This window comes from Actinomadura macrotermitis (assembly GCF_009604375.1).
In the GTDB taxonomy this organism is placed as follows: Bacteria; Actinomycetota; Actinomycetes; order Streptosporangiales; family Streptosporangiaceae; genus Spirillospora; species Spirillospora macrotermitis.
The window spans coordinates 574,042-589,622 of sequence record NZ_WEGH01000001.1; the positions used below are offsets into that span (position 1 = coordinate 574,042).

Annotated in this window: 13 protein-coding genes and 2 riboswitches; of the genes, 6 read left to right on the forward strand and 7 right to left on the reverse strand. The window is 72.8% G+C overall.

Going from position 1 to position 15,581, the window contains the following annotated elements; genetic code table 11:
* The first annotated feature begins 76 nt into the window (after positions 1 to 76).
* Positions 77 to 1,126, forward strand: coding sequence for an anthranilate phosphoribosyltransferase (trpD, locus tag ACRB68_RS02600; protein ID WP_153530663.1), 1,050 nt, complete (start codon positions 77 to 79; stop codon positions 1,124 to 1,126).
* A gap of 48 nt (positions 1,127 to 1,174) precedes the next feature.
* Here the strand turns inward: trpD and ACRB68_RS02605 are convergent, their stop codons facing one another.
* The 3 genes from ACRB68_RS02605 to ACRB68_RS02615 form a co-directional block, all read right to left on the reverse strand.
* Positions 1,175 to 1,462 (reverse strand): Lrp/AsnC family transcriptional regulator, encoded by a 288-nt coding sequence (locus tag ACRB68_RS02605; RefSeq protein ID WP_328593659.1) that lies wholly within the window; start codon positions 1,460 to 1,462, stop codon positions 1,175 to 1,177.
* A 38-nt stretch (positions 1,463 to 1,500) separates the two neighbouring features.
* Entirely contained in the window at positions 1,501 to 2,250 is a 750-nt protein-coding gene (locus tag ACRB68_RS02610) for a rhomboid family intramembrane serine protease (RefSeq protein ID WP_153530664.1), read from the reverse strand.
* Between the two features lie 62 nt (positions 2,251 to 2,312).
* On the reverse strand, positions 2,313 to 4,115 hold the full coding sequence (locus tag ACRB68_RS02615) for a DEDD exonuclease domain-containing protein (RefSeq protein WP_153530665.1): 1,803 nt from the start codon (positions 4,113 to 4,115) through the stop codon (positions 2,313 to 2,315).
* Between the two features lie 211 nt (positions 4,116 to 4,326).
* Between ACRB68_RS02615 and ACRB68_RS02620 the strand changes: the two genes are divergently transcribed.
* The 5 genes from ACRB68_RS02620 (at position 4,327) to ACRB68_RS02640 (ending at position 11,170) form a co-directional block, all read left to right on the forward strand.
* A complete protein-coding gene (locus tag ACRB68_RS02620) occupies positions 4,327 to 5,592 on the forward strand; it encodes an NYN domain-containing protein (protein ID WP_328593660.1) in 1,266 nt (421 codons plus the stop codon).
* Positions 5,593 to 5,726: 134 nt separating this feature from the next.
* Positions 5,727 to 6,740, forward strand: coding sequence for a C40 family peptidase (locus ACRB68_RS02625; RefSeq protein ID WP_153530666.1), 1,014 nt, complete (start codon positions 5,727 to 5,729; stop codon positions 6,738 to 6,740).
* Positions 6,741 to 7,168: 428 nt separating this feature from the next.
* Positions 7,169 to 7,306, forward strand: a riboswitch (cyclic di-AMP (ydaO/yuaA leader).
* A gap of 287 nt (positions 7,307 to 7,593) precedes the next feature.
* A riboswitch (cyclic di-AMP (ydaO/yuaA leader) is annotated at positions 7,594 to 7,749 on the forward strand.
* Between the two features lie 10 nt (positions 7,750 to 7,759).
* The gene (locus ACRB68_RS02630) at positions 7,760 to 8,518 is read left to right on the forward strand and encodes a C40 family peptidase (protein WP_153530667.1); all 759 of its coding nucleotides are present in this window, start codon (positions 7,760 to 7,762) and stop codon (positions 8,516 to 8,518) included.
* A 28-nt stretch (positions 8,519 to 8,546) separates the two neighbouring features.
* Positions 8,547 to 9,824 (forward strand): hypothetical protein, encoded by a 1,278-nt coding sequence (locus ACRB68_RS02635; RefSeq protein ID WP_153530668.1) that lies wholly within the window; start codon positions 8,547 to 8,549, stop codon positions 9,822 to 9,824.
* The gene (locus tag ACRB68_RS02640) at positions 9,821 to 11,170 is read left to right on the forward strand and encodes a M48 family metallopeptidase (protein WP_153530669.1); all 1,350 of its coding nucleotides are present in this window, start codon (positions 9,821 to 9,823) and stop codon (positions 11,168 to 11,170) included. The genes ACRB68_RS02635 and ACRB68_RS02640 overlap by 4 nt, the downstream gene beginning before the upstream one ends.
* 28 nt (positions 11,171 to 11,198) lie before the next feature.
* Here ACRB68_RS02640 and ACRB68_RS02645 read toward each other — a convergent pair whose 3' ends face one another.
* The 4 genes from ACRB68_RS02645 to ctaC all read right to left on the reverse strand — a co-directional run bounded on the left by ACRB68_RS02645 (position 11,199) and on the right by ctaC (position 15,460).
* Complete coding sequence (locus ACRB68_RS02645) at positions 11,199 to 12,461, reverse strand: L,D-transpeptidase (protein WP_235958711.1); 1,263 nt, start codon at positions 12,459 to 12,461, stop codon at positions 11,199 to 11,201.
* A gap of 120 nt (positions 12,462 to 12,581) precedes the next feature.
* Complete coding sequence (locus ACRB68_RS02650; RefSeq protein ID WP_153530670.1) at positions 12,582 to 12,992, reverse strand: cytochrome c oxidase subunit 4; 411 nt, start codon at positions 12,990 to 12,992, stop codon at positions 12,582 to 12,584.
* Positions 12,993 to 12,995: 3 nt separating this feature from the next.
* A complete protein-coding gene (gene ctaD, locus ACRB68_RS02655) occupies positions 12,996 to 14,669 on the reverse strand; it encodes an aa3-type cytochrome oxidase subunit I (RefSeq protein WP_456356031.1) in 1,674 nt (557 codons plus the stop codon).
* The gene (gene ctaC, locus ACRB68_RS02660; protein ID WP_328593661.1) at positions 14,666 to 15,460 is read right to left on the reverse strand and encodes an aa3-type cytochrome oxidase subunit II; all 795 of its coding nucleotides are present in this window, start codon (positions 15,458 to 15,460) and stop codon (positions 14,666 to 14,668) included. Before ctaC ends, ctaD begins: the two co-directional genes overlap by 4 nt.
* Positions 15,461 to 15,581: the final 121 nt, after the last annotated feature.

Here is a 15,581-nt window from a genome sequence, read left to right on the forward strand (position 1 = left end):
GGCGGGGGCGGGCCCTCCGTCCCGGGGGCTGCGCCCGCCGCGCCCCGGGGCCACCCACCCGACCCCTGGGGGAATCATGGACGCGCGCACCACCTGGCCCGCCCTGCTGAACGCGCTGCTGGACGGCGAGTCGCTGACCGGCGCCGAGACGACCTGGGCGATGAACCAGATCATGACCGGGCAGGCCACCGACGTGCAGATCGCCGGGTTCGCCGTCGCCATGCGCGCCAAGGGCGAGACCGTCGACGAGGTGTACGGCCTGGCCGAGGGCATGCTGGCCAACGCCACCTTGATCCAGGTGCCCGGCCGGATCGCCGACCTGGTCGGCACCGGCGGCGACCGGGCGCACACCGTCAACATCTCCACGATGGCGGCGGTGGTGGCGGCCGCGGCCGGGGTGAAGGTCGTCAAGCACGGCAACCGGGCCGCCTCGTCGTCGTGCGGCGCGGCCGACCTGCTGGAGCACCTGGGCGTCCCGCTGGACCTGTCGCCCGAGGCGACCGCCCGGGTCGCCGAGGAGGTCGGCATCACCTTCTGCTTCGCGCCGCGCCACCACCCGGCGCTGAAGTACGCCGCGCGCACCCGCGGCGAGCTCGGCACGCCGACGGTGTTCAACTTCCTCGGCCCGCTGACCAACCCGGCCCGGCCGTCCGCGCAGGCGGTCGGGGTGTTCCACCCGCGGATGGCCGGGATCATCGCGGGGGTGTTCGCCGAGCGCGGCAACACCTCGCTGGTGTTCCGCGGCGACGACGGCCTGGACGAGCTCACCACCACCGGCACCTCGACGGTGTGGGTGGTGCGCGACGGCGCCGCCGTGGAGACCGTCTTCGACCCGGCCGACCTCGGCATCGCGCCGGCCGCGCCGGAGGACCTGCGGGGCGCCGACGCCGCGTTCAACGCGCGCGTCGCCCGCGAGGTGTTCGCCGGGGCGCCGGGCCCGGTCCGCGACATGGTGCTGCTGAACGCCGCCGCGCTGATCGCCGCCTACGAGGGCGCTCCGGCGCCCGAGCGGCTCACCGAGACGCTCGGCGCGGGCTTCACCAGGGCCGGTGAGGCGATCGACTCGGGTGCGGCGAACGCGATCCTGGAGCGCTGGGTGCAGACGGCCCAGGCCCTGCGCCCCTGACGACGGCGCAGGCCCCGCCGGACCGGCGGGGCCTGCGTCCCGGCCGGTTCAGTCGGCGTCCGGCAGGCCGAGCGAGAACGCGACCTCCAGGTCGTGCTGGGAGTAGGTCCGGAACGCGATGTGGGTCTCGGTGTCGCGGACGCCGGGCACCTTGTTCAGGCGGCCCGGGATCACGTCGTTCAGCTCGTCGTGCCGGCGGACCCGCACCATCGCGATCAGGTCGTAGGCGCCGGTGGTGGAGTAGACCTCGCTGACCCCCTCCAGCGCGGCGATCTTCTCGGCCACCTCGTGGATGCGCGCGACGTCGGTCTTGACGAACACGATCGCAGTGACCACTGCACTCTCCTTCGGTTCTCGGGTGTAGCAGGTCCCGGCTAGCCGCGGCCGAGCGCCGCCAGGCGGCGGGCCGGCCCGGCCCGCCGGGCCAGCAGGGCGAACAGTACCCCGGCGGCGAACCCGTAGATGTGCGCGACGTAGGCCACGTTGCTCTCGGTGTCGCCGAGCGACAGCCACTGCATGCCGAACCAGACGCCGAGCACCACCCACACCGGCAGCCTGATCACGATCACCGGCGGCACCAGGCTGACGATGCGGCCGCGCGGGTTCAGCACCAGGTAGGCGCCGAGCACGCCCGCGATGGCGCCGGAGGCGCCGATCAGCGGCACGCCCGAGTCCGGGGAGGCGTAGGCGAAGCCGTACACCGCGACCAGGCCGAAGAACAGGTAGCTGAGCAGGTAGCGCAGCCGGCCGAGGCGGTCCTCCACCCCCATCCCGACCACGAACAGCGCGACCAGGTTGCCGAGCAGGTGCAGCGGCCCCGAGTGCAGGAACATCGAGCTGAACGCCGACGTCCAGGGGACCTTGCCGAAGTCGGCGGCGCCGCAGCGGCGCTCGACGGCGGGCGGGACCGGCTGCTGCTCGCCGGTCGTCAGCTCCTTGGGCACCGCGCCGTACTCCAGCGTGAACAGCATGGTGCGGCACTCGCGGACCTGGTTCTCGCCGTACCAGGACGCCGAGCTGGCCATCGGGGTGATCAGGAAGACCAGCACGTTCGCGGCCACCAGCAGGTACGTCATCCACGGCACCCGCCGGGTGGGCTGGCTGTCGTACAGGGGCAGGGCCATGCGGGGGCGTCCTCACCGATAGCGGCCGATATGGCGACGAACACGGGTGTCCGGTGTATCCGTCACCTTAGTGGGCGGCCGGACCTGCGTCCCTCCGGCTCGACCGGGGCGTAGGCGTTGTCCAGCCACCGCCGCAGCCCCTCGGCGCCGTGCGCGGGGCAGGTCCAGTCGCCGTCCAGCTCGACCAGGCGGACGCCGGGCGCGGCCAGCCAGCGCAGCACGCACTCCATCTCCTCGGCGCCCGCGCCCGCCCCGACGGCCCCGGCGGGGATGCCGCCGGCGGCGTCGGTGCGGCCCGGCAGGACGGTCTCGGCGGTGGCGATGAGCGCGTCGACGTAGGGCCGCGGGGCGGCGCGGGGCGGCAGCGTGCCGGCCGCGGCGAGCCGGCCGTGCCGCACGACCGCCAGCTCCCAGCCGCCGTCGAAGGCGGGCCGGGCGGCCACGAGCTGGGCGCAGCGGGCCAGCGCGGCCAGGCGCTGGCCCCGGGCGGCGGCGCGCACGAACGCGGCGAGCCGGTCGCGCTGCGCGGCGGCCTCCTCGTAGCGCAGCTCGGCGGCGAGGCGGTCGATGCGCACCTGCGCGGCGGCGACGACCGGCCGCACGTCGCCCTCGATGATCGCGCGGGCGGTGCCGGCGTGCACCGCGTACTCCTCGGGCGTCTGGCGCCCCTCACAGGGCGCGCCGCAGCGCCCGAGCTCGGCCAGCGCGCACCCGGCGGCCTTGCCCGCCTCGATCAGCTTCAGCGTGAGCCGCTGGGTGCACTGGCGCAGCGGGACGGCCTCGTGCAGCGCCGCCCGCGCCTCCTCGGCCTGCCGCCGCGACGACAGCGGCCCGAGGTAGACCGCGCCGTCGTCCTGGCAGGCGGTCACGACCGACAGCCGCGGGAACGCCTCGTCGGTGAGCTTCAGCCAGCTCGCCCGCTCGGGGAACTTGGAGCGCCGGTTGTAGCGGGGCTTGTGCGCGGCGATCAGGCGCAGCTCGCGGACCTCGGCCTCCAGCCCGGTGGCGCACACGATCGGCCGCACCCGCTCGGCGATGCCGACCATCTCGCGGACCCTGCCGCGGGTCTCCGAGCCGGTGAAGTAGCTGCGCACCCGGGCGCGCAGGTCGCCGCTCTTGCCGACGTACAGCACCTCGCCGGCCGCGTCCTCGAACAGGTAGACGCCCGGGGCGCCCGGCAGGCCGTCGGCCAGGTGGCGCTTGCGGCGCTGCTCGGGGGTGGGCGCCTTGGCGAAGCCGCGCAGCTCCTCGAAGGAGGTGACGCCGAACGCCCCGAGCCGCCCGATCAGGCCGTGCAGGACGTCCACGGTGGCGCGGGCGTCGGCCAGGGCGCGGTGGTTCGGCTGCACCTCGGCGCGGAAGAAGCGGGCGAGGGTCTGCAGCTTGCAGTTGGGCACCTCGTCCTTGCCGAGCACCCGGCGGGCCAGGTCGACGGTGTCCACCACCGGGAACGCCGGCCAGGGGTGCCCGTGCGCGGCGCAGGCGGCCTTGAGGAAGCCGATGTCGAAGGGGGCGTTGTGCGCGACCAGCACGCAGCCGCGGGCGAACTCCAGGAACGCCGGCAGCACCGCCTCGATGCGCGGGGCGGCGTACACCATCTGCTCGGTGATGCCGGTGAGCGCGGTGATGAACGGCGGGATCGGGCCGCCGGGGTCGACCAGCGTGGCGAACTCGCCGAGCACGGCGCCGCCGCGCACCTTGACCGCGCCGATCTCGGTGATGGCCGCGTCGGCGGGCGAGCCGCCGGTGGTCTCCAGGTCGACCACCACGAAGGTGAGCCCGGCCAGCGGGGTGCCCAGGTCGTCCAGCGTGCCCTGCACACCGGCGGGGGCGCCGTCGGGGGGCGGCGGGTGTGCGGACCTCATGTCGGCGACGGTAGAGCACGCCACCGACAGAGCGGAGCGCCCGCTAGGGTGAGCAGCCCGGCGGGTGGGCGCGGATCACCGCCGGTTAAGGCGTGTGCCGCCGGGAAGCACAAGCTTACCGGCGACTCCTGGGAGGAGCGGCATCATCGACAGCGGCGCGGAAGCGGCGGAGCGGCTCGCCCGTCCCCTTCCCGAGGCGGTCCGCCAGAGCGTGGTGGAGGCCGCCGCGGAGCTGCTCGGCGCCCTGCCGCCGGCCGAGGTGCCCGCCACGCTGCGCCGGTTCGCCCGGTTCGAGCGCCGCAAGCGCGCCAAGCTCGCCGCCCAGCCGATCGCCGCGCTGCTGGAGAAGGACGAGGCGTTCCGGCTGCGCGCGGTGGAGCCGCTGCGCGCCGCCCAGCCCGACCTGGTCGCGGCCGTCGAGGAGGGGCGGGTGCCGCCCGCCGCCGACCCGGTCCAGGTCGCCGCGCTCGGCTACCTGCTGCGCCCGGCGGGCTGGGCCGGGCTGGTCGAGGCCGCCCGGACCGAGCTGGAGCACGCCGCCGCCGCGGCCGAGGAGCAGGCCGCCGAGCGGCGCATCGCCGAGCTGCGCGAGGAGCTGGCCGCGGCCCGCGCGGCGCGCGCCGCCGAGCTGGACAAGGTCCGCGCCGAGCTGCGCGACAGCAAGTCCGAGAACGCCGAGCTGCGCCGCAAGCTGCACGAGGCCCGCACCAAGGCCAAGGCCGCGCAGGCGCACGCCGAGGAGCTGGCGGCGGGGACCGGCGCGGAGCTGGCCGAGCTGCGCGAGGGCCGGGCGGCCGCCGACAAGGAGCTGCGCAGGCTGCGCACCCGGCTGGAGGAGGCCGAGAACGCGGTCGAGGCGGCCCGGCGGGCCGCCCGCGAGGGCCGCAACGTCGACGACGTGCGGCTGCGGATGCTGCTGGACACGCTGGTGGACGCCGCGCAGGGCGTCAAGCGGGAGCTGGCGCTGCCCTCCATGATCGAGCGGCCCGCCGACGCGGTCGGCGGGGTGGCGCCGGGCCGGCCCGGGCACCGCTCGCTGCCCGGCCGGGCGCTGTCGGACAGCGATCCCCAGCTGCTGGACCGGCTGCTCACGCTGCCGCAGGTGCATCTGATCATCGACGGCTACAACGTCACCAAGACCGGCTACGGCGAGCTCACCCTGGCCGACCAGCGGGCCCGGCTGCTGGCCGGCCTCGGCGGCCTGGCCGCGCAGACCCGCGCCGAGGTCACCTGCGTGTTCGACGGCGCCGAGCTGGACGCCCCGGTGGTGACCACCGCGCCGCGCGGGGTGCGGGTCATGTTCAGCCGGCCCCGGCAGATCGCCGACGAGCTGATCGGCGAGCTGGTGCGGGCCGAGCCCGCCGGCCGCGCCCTGGTGGTGGTCTCCTCCGACCGCGAGGTGGCCGAGGCGGCGCGGCGCTCGGGCGCCCGCCCGGTGCCCGCCCTGCTGCTGCTGCGCCGGCTCGGGCGCGGCTGAGCGTGATCTTGCGGGCACGCAACGTAGACAAACAACGTCAATTACTGCGATTAGTGATGAACCAGTTGTAGGCGTTATGCCCCCTCGCTAAGGTCGTCCCGCTGAAGACATGGACGAGAGGGGCGAAACGGACCTTGGCCAGTGACAACACCGGTGCCTCCCCCCGGGGCACCCGCGGCACCACCCGGCGCCTGGCGGCGGTCGCCTGCCTCACCGTGGCCTTCACCGCACCTCTCGCGGCGCCGCAGGCGCAGGCCAAGCCGAAGCCGTCCGCGGCCGAGGTGCGCAAGAAGCTGGACCGGCTGAACGAGCAGGTCGACCAGCTCGTGGAGAAGTACAACCAGGCCAACGAGAACCTCAAGGCCGCCCGCCGCAAGCTGGACGCCGCCAAGAAGGCGAGCCAGGCCGAGCAGGCCACCTTCGAGGAGCAGCGCAAGAAGATCGCCGAGCTGGCGGCCACCGCCTACAAGAACGGCGACACCGGCGGCGTGCCCGGCTTCATCGGCACCGGCGACCCGCAGGCCGTGCTGGACCAGTCGGCGATCTTCAGCCACCTGTCGTCCAACCGCGACGGGCAGCTGGCCCAGTTCGTGGCCGCCGCCCAGCGGCTGCGCCGCGAGCAGGCCCAGGCGCAGGCCGCCTTCGACGAGGTGAACGGCAAGGCCAAGGAGCTGAAGGGCAAGAAGGCCGAGCTGGACAAGTCCGTCAACGTCCAGAAGAAGCTGCTGGCCAAGCTCGGCGAGAAGACCCCGACCACCCGCAAGGGCGGCGGCACCTACAACGGCCCGGCGAGCGGCAGTGCCCGCAAGGCCCTGGACTTCGCCTACGCCCAGCTCGGCAAGCCCTATGTCTACGGCGCCACCGGCCCGAACTCCTACGACTGCTCCGGGCTGACGATGCGCGCCTGGGAGGCCGCCGGGGTGAGCATCACCCGGACCACCAACACCCAGTGGGCCGCCACCCGGCACATCGACAAGAGCGACCTGCAGCCGGGCGACCTGGTGTTCTTCAGCAACCTCGGGCACGTCGGCATGTACGTGGGCGGCGGCAAGATGATCCACGCCCCGCACACCGGCGACGTGGTAAAGATTTCGGACATCTCCTCGGGCTACTACGTCTCCAACTGGTACGGGGCCTCACGCCCCTAGCCGTAGGGGATGCGCCCCGATCCACCCCCTCCCGTGATAGCGGACCAGGCCTTGACCTGGTCCGTTGTCCATTTGCGAGGCATTTGCCTTCTCGTGGAGCTTTGATACCTTGGGTCTACCTGCGGCGCTCCCCAGGCGTCGTGGTACCCGTGTCGCAAGCCGTGCGGCACGACCCCCGGGGCGCCCCCCAGGCGCCACGACCCCCGCCGGTATCGCCCAGATATCGCTTTCCTGACAGACCGGCCGGCCCGGCCGTATCGCGCACGCGACGCGTGCATGGCGCTCGAGTGCGTCCCGCGGTCTTCTAGGGTCCCGGCCGTGGCGAGTCCCCGTTCCAGGGGCCGCCTGCCCACAACATCAGCGTCGTCCGTTCGACCACGGGTCTCATCTCTTGCCCCGCGGCCGGCCCTCCAGAGGCCACCTCGAACGCGACGGCAGCGCCGAATCCGCATCGCGGAACCGGGGACCCACTTCTCTTGGGGTGAATCGGCCTGTCCTCAGGCCGTAGGGCCACTTCCACGCCCGAATCCGTCAGCTAACCCGGTAGGCGTCTGGAAGAAGGAGCAGACCTGTTCAGCATCGCTGACATCAGCACACCACATCGCAACCGGACGAACCACGGTCTTCCCAGGGCCACCTGAGTCACTTGATCCAAGCTCCCGCAGCGGGAGCCGCGCGAAGGCACAGCGCTGACACCAGCCCGCCTCCGCGGGGGATCCGCCCGTAGCACGGGCGATCCGATCCCCGTCCGGGACGTGGCCGCATCCCTCAGGCGGCCACCTCCCGGGCCCCTCTCACCGGGGGGCTCTCCCCCGGTATCTCTGACCAGAAGTCATCACGGGCGCCCATCTGCGCGCGCCCACCGCCGAGTCCGCATGTCCACGTCACCGACGTGCGCGGAGCCGGGGACCCACCAGTCCCATGGGGTGAATCGGCCTGCTCGCAGGCCGTAGGGCAGCTTCCACGCCCGAACCCGACAGCTAACCCGGTAGGCGGCATGGAAGCCTAGGAGACCCATCTTGTCCGGTAAGCACCGTAAGACCAGCACGCTCACCCTCGCCCTGCGCGCCACCGGCACCCTGGCCGCCGGCCTCGCCGTCGTCGGCACCGTCGCCACCACCGCCAACGCCGGCATCCCGGTCCCCGGCCAGGACGCCCCGAAGAGCGGCCCGGTGTCGGCCGCCCAGGCCGCGCTCGTCGGCCGCGGCGTCCCCGCCCAGGCCCAGGGCCAGGCGCACGCCCAGGCCGCGCCGAAGGCCCGGACCGCCGCCAAGGCGCAGGCCCGGCGCGTCCCCACCGCCGATGACGCGATCAAGAAGGCGCTGACCCAGGTCGGCGTCAAGGAGAACCGCAACGGCGAGACCAAGTTCCAGGACTGGTACATGTCCACCGCGCGCGCCAAGGAGACCGTCAAGCGCGACGGCGGCAGCATCAAGGCCTACAACGACGCCCAGTGGTGCGACATGTTCGTCTCCTGGGTCGGCCAGCAGATCGGCTTCGACCACCAGACCGGCCAGGACGCCTGGACCGTCGCGCACGCCAAGTGGTTCAAGTCGCAGGGCCGCTGGGGCACCACCCCGAAGCCCGGCGCCATCGTGTTCTTCGCCTGGGACGGCGGCAAGTCCCTGGACGACATCGTGCACGTCGGCATGGTGATCAAGGACAACGGCAACGGCACCGTGCGCACCGTCGAGGGCAACACCGGCAACGCGGTGCAGGTCAAGACCCGCGACACCGACCAGATCGTCGGCTACGGATACCCCGACTACGCCAAGTGATCAGGCCGGGGTCAATAGGATCTCGCCCATGAAGGACGACGGTCCGGAGCATTGCAGGCGCCCAGCCCGGCCGCGGCGACGAGGATTCGTCGCCGCGGCCGGGCTGGGCGCCGCCGCGTGCCTGACGGCGGGCGTGGCGTTCGCCGCCGCCCGCCCGGCCGGCCCGGACGCCTCGGCGGCCGGGCCCGGCGCCGCGGCGGACGCCGCCGGCCGGCCCGGTCAGGCCGCGGTGAGCGCGGTCCTGGCCGGCCGCGCCGCGGCGGTGCGGGCCCGCGACCGCACCGCGTTCCTGGCCACCGTCGCCTCGGCTCCCGCCGACGTCCAGCGGGCGCAGGGGCAGCTGTTCGACAACCTGGCCCGGCTGCCGCTGGAGGGCTGGCAGGAGCACTACGAGGGCGTGGAGCCGGGCGGCGTGCCCGGCGCGGCGAACGTGCGGGTCTCCCTGCGGTACCGGCTGAAGGGCTTCGACCGGGGCCCGGTGGTGCGCACCCGGCACCTGCTGTTCACCCCGCGCGCGGGCGGCGGCTGGGCGCTCACCGGGGCCGGCTCCGGCGACGTCCCCGAGATCTGGGACGGCGGCCCGCTGCAGGTCGTGCGCGGCCGCTCCAGCCTGGTCGTCGGCGACGCGCCCGGCCTGCCGGAGATCGCCCGCCGGCTGGATGCGGCCGTCCCGGTCGTCAGCGGCACCGTCGGCAAGGGCTGGGCCCGGCAGGCGGTCGCGTTCGCGCCCGCCGACCCGGCCGTCGCGCAGCGGCTGGCCGGCGACGGCCAGGACCTCGGGCAGATCGCCGCGCTCGCCACCGTGGCCCCCGGCCCGGACTCCGGGCACGGCGGGGACCGCATCGTCATCTCCCCCGGCACCTTCTCCCGGCTGAACGCCCTCGGCCGCACCGTGGTGCTCACCCACGAGCTCACCCACGTGGCCACCGGCGGCGCCCGCGACGCCCGTACCCCGCTCTGGCTGATCGAGGGCCTGGCCGACTACGTGGGCTACCGCACCGCCTCGGTGGGCGTGCGCGCCGCCGCGGGCGAGCTGCGCCGCGAGATCCTGGCCGGGCGGACGCCCGCCGCGCTGCCGGGGCGGGCCGCGTTCGAGCCGTCCGGCGGCCGGCTCGCGCAGTCCTACCAGGAGGCGTGGCTGGCCTGCCGCATGATCGTGGAACGGTACGGTGAGGCGGCGCTGGTGCGGCTCTACCGGGCCGCCGGGCGCGTCCCCGAGCCCGCCGCGCTGCGCGAGGTGCTCGGCCTCACCCCCGAGCGCCTCACCGCCCAGTGGCGCGAGTACCTGTGGAAGGAACTGCGATGAGCGACCCGGAGCCGCCCGCGTCACCGGGGCGGCGCCCCCGGGTCGCCGCCGCCGTCACCGCCGCCGTGCTCTTCGCGGGCGTGGCGGTGCTGCTCGCGGTGAGCACGCCGTGGCACCCGCTGCCCGGCCACGTGCCCGGCGGGCCGGTGCCCGCCGATCCCGCGCTGGACTTCACCCGCGGCGAGATCGCCCGGTCCCGGGCCTTCGACGCCGCGATCAACCCCTCCGCCTACGCCGGCCTGATCGTCGGCCTGGCCGCCGCGCTGGTCCTCGGCCTCACCCCCTTCGGCGCCCGGCTGATCGGCCGGACGGCCCGCCGGCTGCGGCGCCGGCCGCTGCGGATCGCGCTCGCCGTGGTCGTGCTGACGACGGTGCTGCGCCTGATCGGGCTGCCGTTCGACATCCGGGGCGAGCAGGTGCTGCGCCGCTACGGCCTGTCCACGCAGTCGTGGCCGTCGTGGCTGGGCGACCAGGCCAAGTCCCTCGCGGTCACCTGGGTGATCTGGACCGTGGCCCTGCTGCTCCTGTACGGCCTGCTGCGGCGTTTTCCGCGCTACTGGTGGGCCGGGGCCGCGGGCGGCGCCTTCGCGCTCGTGGTGGCCGTCTCGTTCGCCTACCCGGTCGTCGTCGAGCCGGTGTTCAACAAGTTCGAGCCCCTGCCCGCCGGGAGGCTGCGCTCGGATCTGCTGGCGATGGCGGCCCGCGACGGCGTCCCGGTGAAGGACGTGCTCGTCGCCGACGCCTCGCGCCGCACCACCGCCCTCAACGCCTACGTGTCGGGGTTCGGCTCGACCCGCCGCATCGTGGTCTACGACACGCTGCTGAAGTCGCCGCCCGCGCGGATCGAGTCGATCGTGGCGCACGAGCTCGGGCACGCCAAGAACGGCGACGTGCTGTGGGGCACGCTGGTCGGCGCGCTCGGCGTCGCCGGGGCCGTCTGCCTGCTCTCGCTGCTGCTGACCTCGCCGCGGCTGCTCGCCCGCGCGGGCGTGCCCGCCCGGCGGCCCGGCGAACCGGGTTCGGGCGCCGCCGACCCGCGCTCGGCGGCGCTGCTGCTCGCGCTGGTCACGGTCGCCGCGCAGCTCGGCGGGCCGGCGCAGAACCTGGTCAGCCGGCACATCGAGGCCCGCGCCGACGCGCACGCCCTGGACCTGACCCGCGATCCGGGCACGTTCGTGTCGATGCAGCACGAGCTGTCGGTGCGCAACATCTCCGATCTGGCGCCCGACGCGCTGGAGCGCGCGCTCTGGCTCACCCACCCCGCGGGCCCCGAGCGCATCGCGATGGCCCGCGACTGGGCCCGCATGCACCACGTGACGGCGCCGCCCCCGCTCACCGGGCGGTGAACGGGGGCGGCGGTGGCGGCCCGGCCGGTCAGGCGGGGCCGCGGGCGTCGCCCAGGCCGGCCGCCGCGGAGTTCCCGTTCGCCGGGCCGGTCGTCACCGACCGGCCGAGCGCGCTGCCCTTCACCCAGTCCTGCCAGCCGAGCTGCCAGTAGCCCCAGCCGTTCTCCGGCTCCAGCTCGCGGCTGGTCCCGGTCACCCGCACCGGGTCGCCCCGGTAGGAGAAGTTGTAGAACCAGCGGGCGTCGGACGGGCTGGCGTTGATGCAGCCGTGGCTGACGTTGCTGTTGCCCTGGTCGCCGACCGACCAGGGGGCGCTGTGCACGTACTCGCCGCTGTTGGAGATGCGCACGGCCGCGTAGACGGTCTCGCGGTAGTAGTCCGCGCAGCCGGGGCCGCAGCCCACCGTCGAGGAGTCCATGACGACGGGGTCGTCCTTCTCCATCGTCAGGTGCATGCCGTTGGTGGTGGTGTACTTGGTCGCCCCGCCCCGGCCCATGCTGATCGGCATGCTGCGGATCTTCTTGCCGTTCTTGTGCACCACCATGACGTGCGAGTCCTCGCCGGCGACGCTGGTGTGCTCGTCGCCGGTGCGGAAGTTCACCGTGTAGTTGCGGCCGCCCCAGGTGTCCTTGGCCAGGCGCACGCCGCTCAGGTGCGCGCGGAAGCTCACCGCGGTGTGCGCGGGCCAGTACTGGCGGGTCCGGAACACCACGCTCTGGTTGCCGAACCAGTGCCAGGCGCCCTCGACGGGCCTGGCGGCCTGCACCTCCAGGGCGCGCTCCACCGCGGCCCGGTCCTGCACCTCCTTGTCGAAGCGCAGGATGATCGGGATGCCGACGCCGACGACCTCCTTGTCGAACGGCGCCTCGATCGTGGTGGCCACGGTCTGCGCGGGCTTGGCGGTGCGGAACTCCCGGCTCACCGTCCGGGTCCGGCCGTCGCTGCCGAGGCCGGTCGCGGTGACGGTGTAGGAGGCGCCGGGCACGAGCGTCCAGCGCGAGTCCCACCGCGTCCGGTCGGGGCTGAGCGTGCCCTCGACCTGCTCGCCCTTGGCGGTGACGGTGACGTTCTCCACCGTGCCGCGCCGCGCGCGCACCGTGATGGGGCTGTCGGGGCTGACCGCGGCGACGTCGGTCGGGGCGAGCGAGAGCTCCACCCCGCCGGCCGGGTTCCCCCCGCCGCCGGAACACGCCGCGGCCGCGGCGGCCACGACGACGCCGAGGAGCATCGCGGTGGCCCGCCGGCCACGGTCCGTCTGAGCTGCGCCGCCGACCCGCACCATAACCCCCATGGTCACCACTCTACGCAATTGCACGCATGCTCAGCGTGCACAAGCGGATGGTGCCCATTATGAAGAGGGCCGGTGCACGCGCGAACGCGAAACACCGGCCCTCTTAGGGATACTTTGCCGTTAGTGGGCGAAGTGCCCCCGGTAGTACTCGAAGACCAACCCGATCGTTGCCATGATCGTGGCACAGGCGCCGAGCAGCACCAGCCACCAGCCGAACACCATGCCGAGCGCCACGGCCGCCGCGCCGAGCGCGACGAACAGCGGCCACCAGCTGTGCGGGCTGAAGAAGCCGAGCTCGCCCGCCGCGTCGGCGATGTCGCCCTCGGGGTCGTCCTCGTACAGCGGCCCGCCGTTGGCGTTCTCCAGCCGGCGGATCGTGAAGTGGATGTAGAACCCGATCAGGCCGGCCAGGCCGACGGCCAGGGCCATCGCGGTGGTGCCGGTCCAGTCGCCCGACCAGAGCCAGTACACGATGTCGGTGGCGAGGAAGAACAGCGCGCACCCGTAGAACATGAACGCCTGAACGCGCATCGGCTACTCCCCCTTCGCCTCGGCCAGCTCGCCCTTGGCACCCGCGTGCGGGTGGTGCAGGTCGAACGCGGGCCGCTCGGAGCGGATCTTCGGGATGAAGTTGAAGTTGTGCCGCGGGGGCGGGCAGGACGTCGCCCACTCCAGCGAGCAGCCGTAGCCCCACGGGTCGTCGACCTCGACGCGCTTGCCCTTCTTGTACGTGATGTACACGTTGTAGAAGAACGGCAGCAGCGAGGCGCCCAGGATGAACGAGAAGATCGTGGAGACCTGGTTCAGCCCGGTGAACTCCTTGGCGTAGTCGGCGTACCGGCGCGGCATGCCCTCGGCGCCCAGCCAGTGCTGGACCAGGAAGGTGCCGTGGAAGCCGATGAACAGCATCCAGAAGTGCACCTTGCCGAGCCGGTCGTTCAGCATCTTGCCGGTGAACTTGGGCCACCAGAAGTAGAAGCCGGCGAACATCGCGAACACCACGGTGCCGAACACCACGTAGTGGAAGTGCGCCACCACGAAGTAGGAGTCCGACAACTGGAAGTCCATCGGCGGCGAGGCCAGGATGACGCCGGTCAGGCCGCCGAACAGGAAGGTGACCAGGAAGCCGATCGACCAGAGCATCGGCGACTCGAACGTCAGCTGTCCTCGCCAGATCGTCCCGACCCAGTTGAAGAACTTCACCCCCGTGGGCACGGCGATGAGGAACGTCATGAAGGAGAAGAACGGCAGCAGCACCTGGCCGGTGACGAACATGTGGTGCGCCCACACGGTGATCGACAGGCCGGCGATGGTGATGGTCGCGAAGACCAGGCTGACGTAGCCGAAGATCGGCTTGCGGCTGAACACCGGCAGGATCTCGGTCACGATGCCGAAGAACGGCAGCGCGATGATGTAGACCTCCGGGTGCCCGAAGAACCAGAACAGGTGCTGCCAGAGCAGCGCGCCGCCGTGCGAGGCGTCGAAGACGTGCGCCCCGAACTTGCGGTCGGCCTCCAGGGCCAGCAGCGCGGCGGCCAGCACCGGGAACGCCAGCAGGACCAGGATGGAGGTCAGCAGGATGTTCCAGGTGAAGATCGGCATCCGGAACATGGTCATGCCCGGCGCGCGCATGCACAGGATCGTGGTGATGAAGTTGACCGCGCCCATGATCGTGCCGAAGCCCGACATGGCCAGGCCCATCACCCACATGTCACCGCCGATGCCCGGCGAGCGGACGGCGTCCGACAGCGGCGAGTAGGCGAACCAGCCGAAGCTGGCCGCGCCGCCCGGCGTGAGGAAGCCCGCGATGACGATGATGCTGCCGAACAGGAACAGCCAGTAGGCCAGCATGTTCATGCGCGGGAACGCCACGTCGGGCGCGCCGATCTGCAGCGGCATGATCACGTTGGCGAAGCCGGCGAACAGCGGCGTCGCGAACATCAGCAGCATGATCGTGCCGTGCATGGTGAACAGCTGGTTGAACTGCTCGTTGCTCAGCATCTGCAGGCCCGGCTTGTACAGCTCGGCCCGCATCCCGAGCGCCAGCACGCCGCCGATGAGGAACATGATGAACGAGGTGATCAGGTACAGGTAGCCGATCACCTTGTGGTCGGTGGACGACATCCAGGAGGCGATCAGCCGCCCCTTGCTCGTCCGCGGTCCGGAGACCGGCGCGCCGGCCGGCGCGTGGTGCTCGATGGCCGTCACTGGGCACCCCCCGCGGCCTTGGCCTTGGCTTCGTCGATGAAACTCTTGTACTGCTCGGGCGAGACGACCCGCAGCTGGAACAGCATCCGGCTGTGGTCGACGCCGCAGAGCTCGGCGCAGCGGCCCTCGTAGGTGCCCTGCTTGTTCGCCGTGAACTCGAACTCGTTCACGAGGTAGCCCGGCATGATGTCCTTCTTGTACAGGAGCGCCGGGACCCAGAACGAGTGGATGACGTCGTTGGCGTGCAGGCGCACGCGCACCTTCTGCCCCGCCGGGATCGTCATGACGGGCTTGCCGCCCGTGGGGTTGTTCGGCGCCACCGGAACGCCGGTCACCGAGGCGACCGTCTTCTCCTGGCCGCCGACCTTCTCCACGTAGTCGAACTTCCAGCTCCACTGGAACCCGGTCACGTCGACCGTGACGGCGGGGTCCTTGGTGAGCTTCTCGACGTAGTCCTCGTCGCGCGCGGTGAAGTAGAAGAGCACCGCGATGATGACGAACGGCACGGCGGTGTAAAGGATTTCGATCGGCATGTTGTAGCGCACCTGAGGCGGCAGGTCATCGGAGCGCTTGCGGTGGAACAGCACCGCCCAGATGATCAGGCCCCAGACGACGGCGCCGACGGCGAACGCTGCGATCCAGGAGCCCTGCCAGAGCTGCAGCATGCGCTCGGCCTGGTCACTGATCGGCTCGGGCATGCCCAGGCGGGACGCCTCGCCGCTGCACGCGGTGGCGGACAACGCCAGCAGGCCCAGGACGCCGGCGCTACTCAATGCGCGGCGACTGCGCACAGGCGTACGCCGCTCCCTAGAGCGGGTCGGACTCACGGAATGCCTTCCCCACGGATGAGAGCCCAGGGAACTCCCGGGCAGTGAGATCAGTTGTTACATGTTTGGTGGACACATTAGCGCG

What these genes read in the sequence shown, in the direction of transcription:
- trpD (WP_153530663.1), top strand. Translation starts at nt 77, where the DNA reads ATGGACGCGCGCACCACCTGGCCCGCCCTGCTGAACGCGCTGCTGGAC.
- ACRB68_RS02610 (WP_153530664.1), bottom strand. Translation starts at nt 2,250, where the DNA reads ATGGCCCTGCCCCTGTACGACAGCCAGCCCACCCGGCGGGTGCCGTGG.
- ACRB68_RS02615 (WP_153530665.1), bottom strand. Translation starts at nt 4,115, where the DNA reads ATGAGGTCCGCACACCCGCCGCCCCCCGACGGCGCCCCCGCCGGTGTG.
- ACRB68_RS02635 (WP_153530668.1), top strand. Translation starts at nt 8,547, where the DNA reads ATGAAGGACGACGGTCCGGAGCATTGCAGGCGCCCAGCCCGGCCGCGG.
- ACRB68_RS02640 (WP_153530669.1), top strand. Translation starts at nt 9,821, where the DNA reads ATGAGCGACCCGGAGCCGCCCGCGTCACCGGGGCGGCGCCCCCGGGTC.
- ACRB68_RS02645 (WP_235958711.1), bottom strand. Translation starts at nt 12,461, where the DNA reads ATGGGGGTTATGGTGCGGGTCGGCGGCGCAGCTCAGACGGACCGTGGC.
- ACRB68_RS02650 (WP_153530670.1), bottom strand. Translation starts at nt 12,992, where the DNA reads ATGCGCGTTCAGGCGTTCATGTTCTACGGGTGCGCGCTGTTCTTCCTC.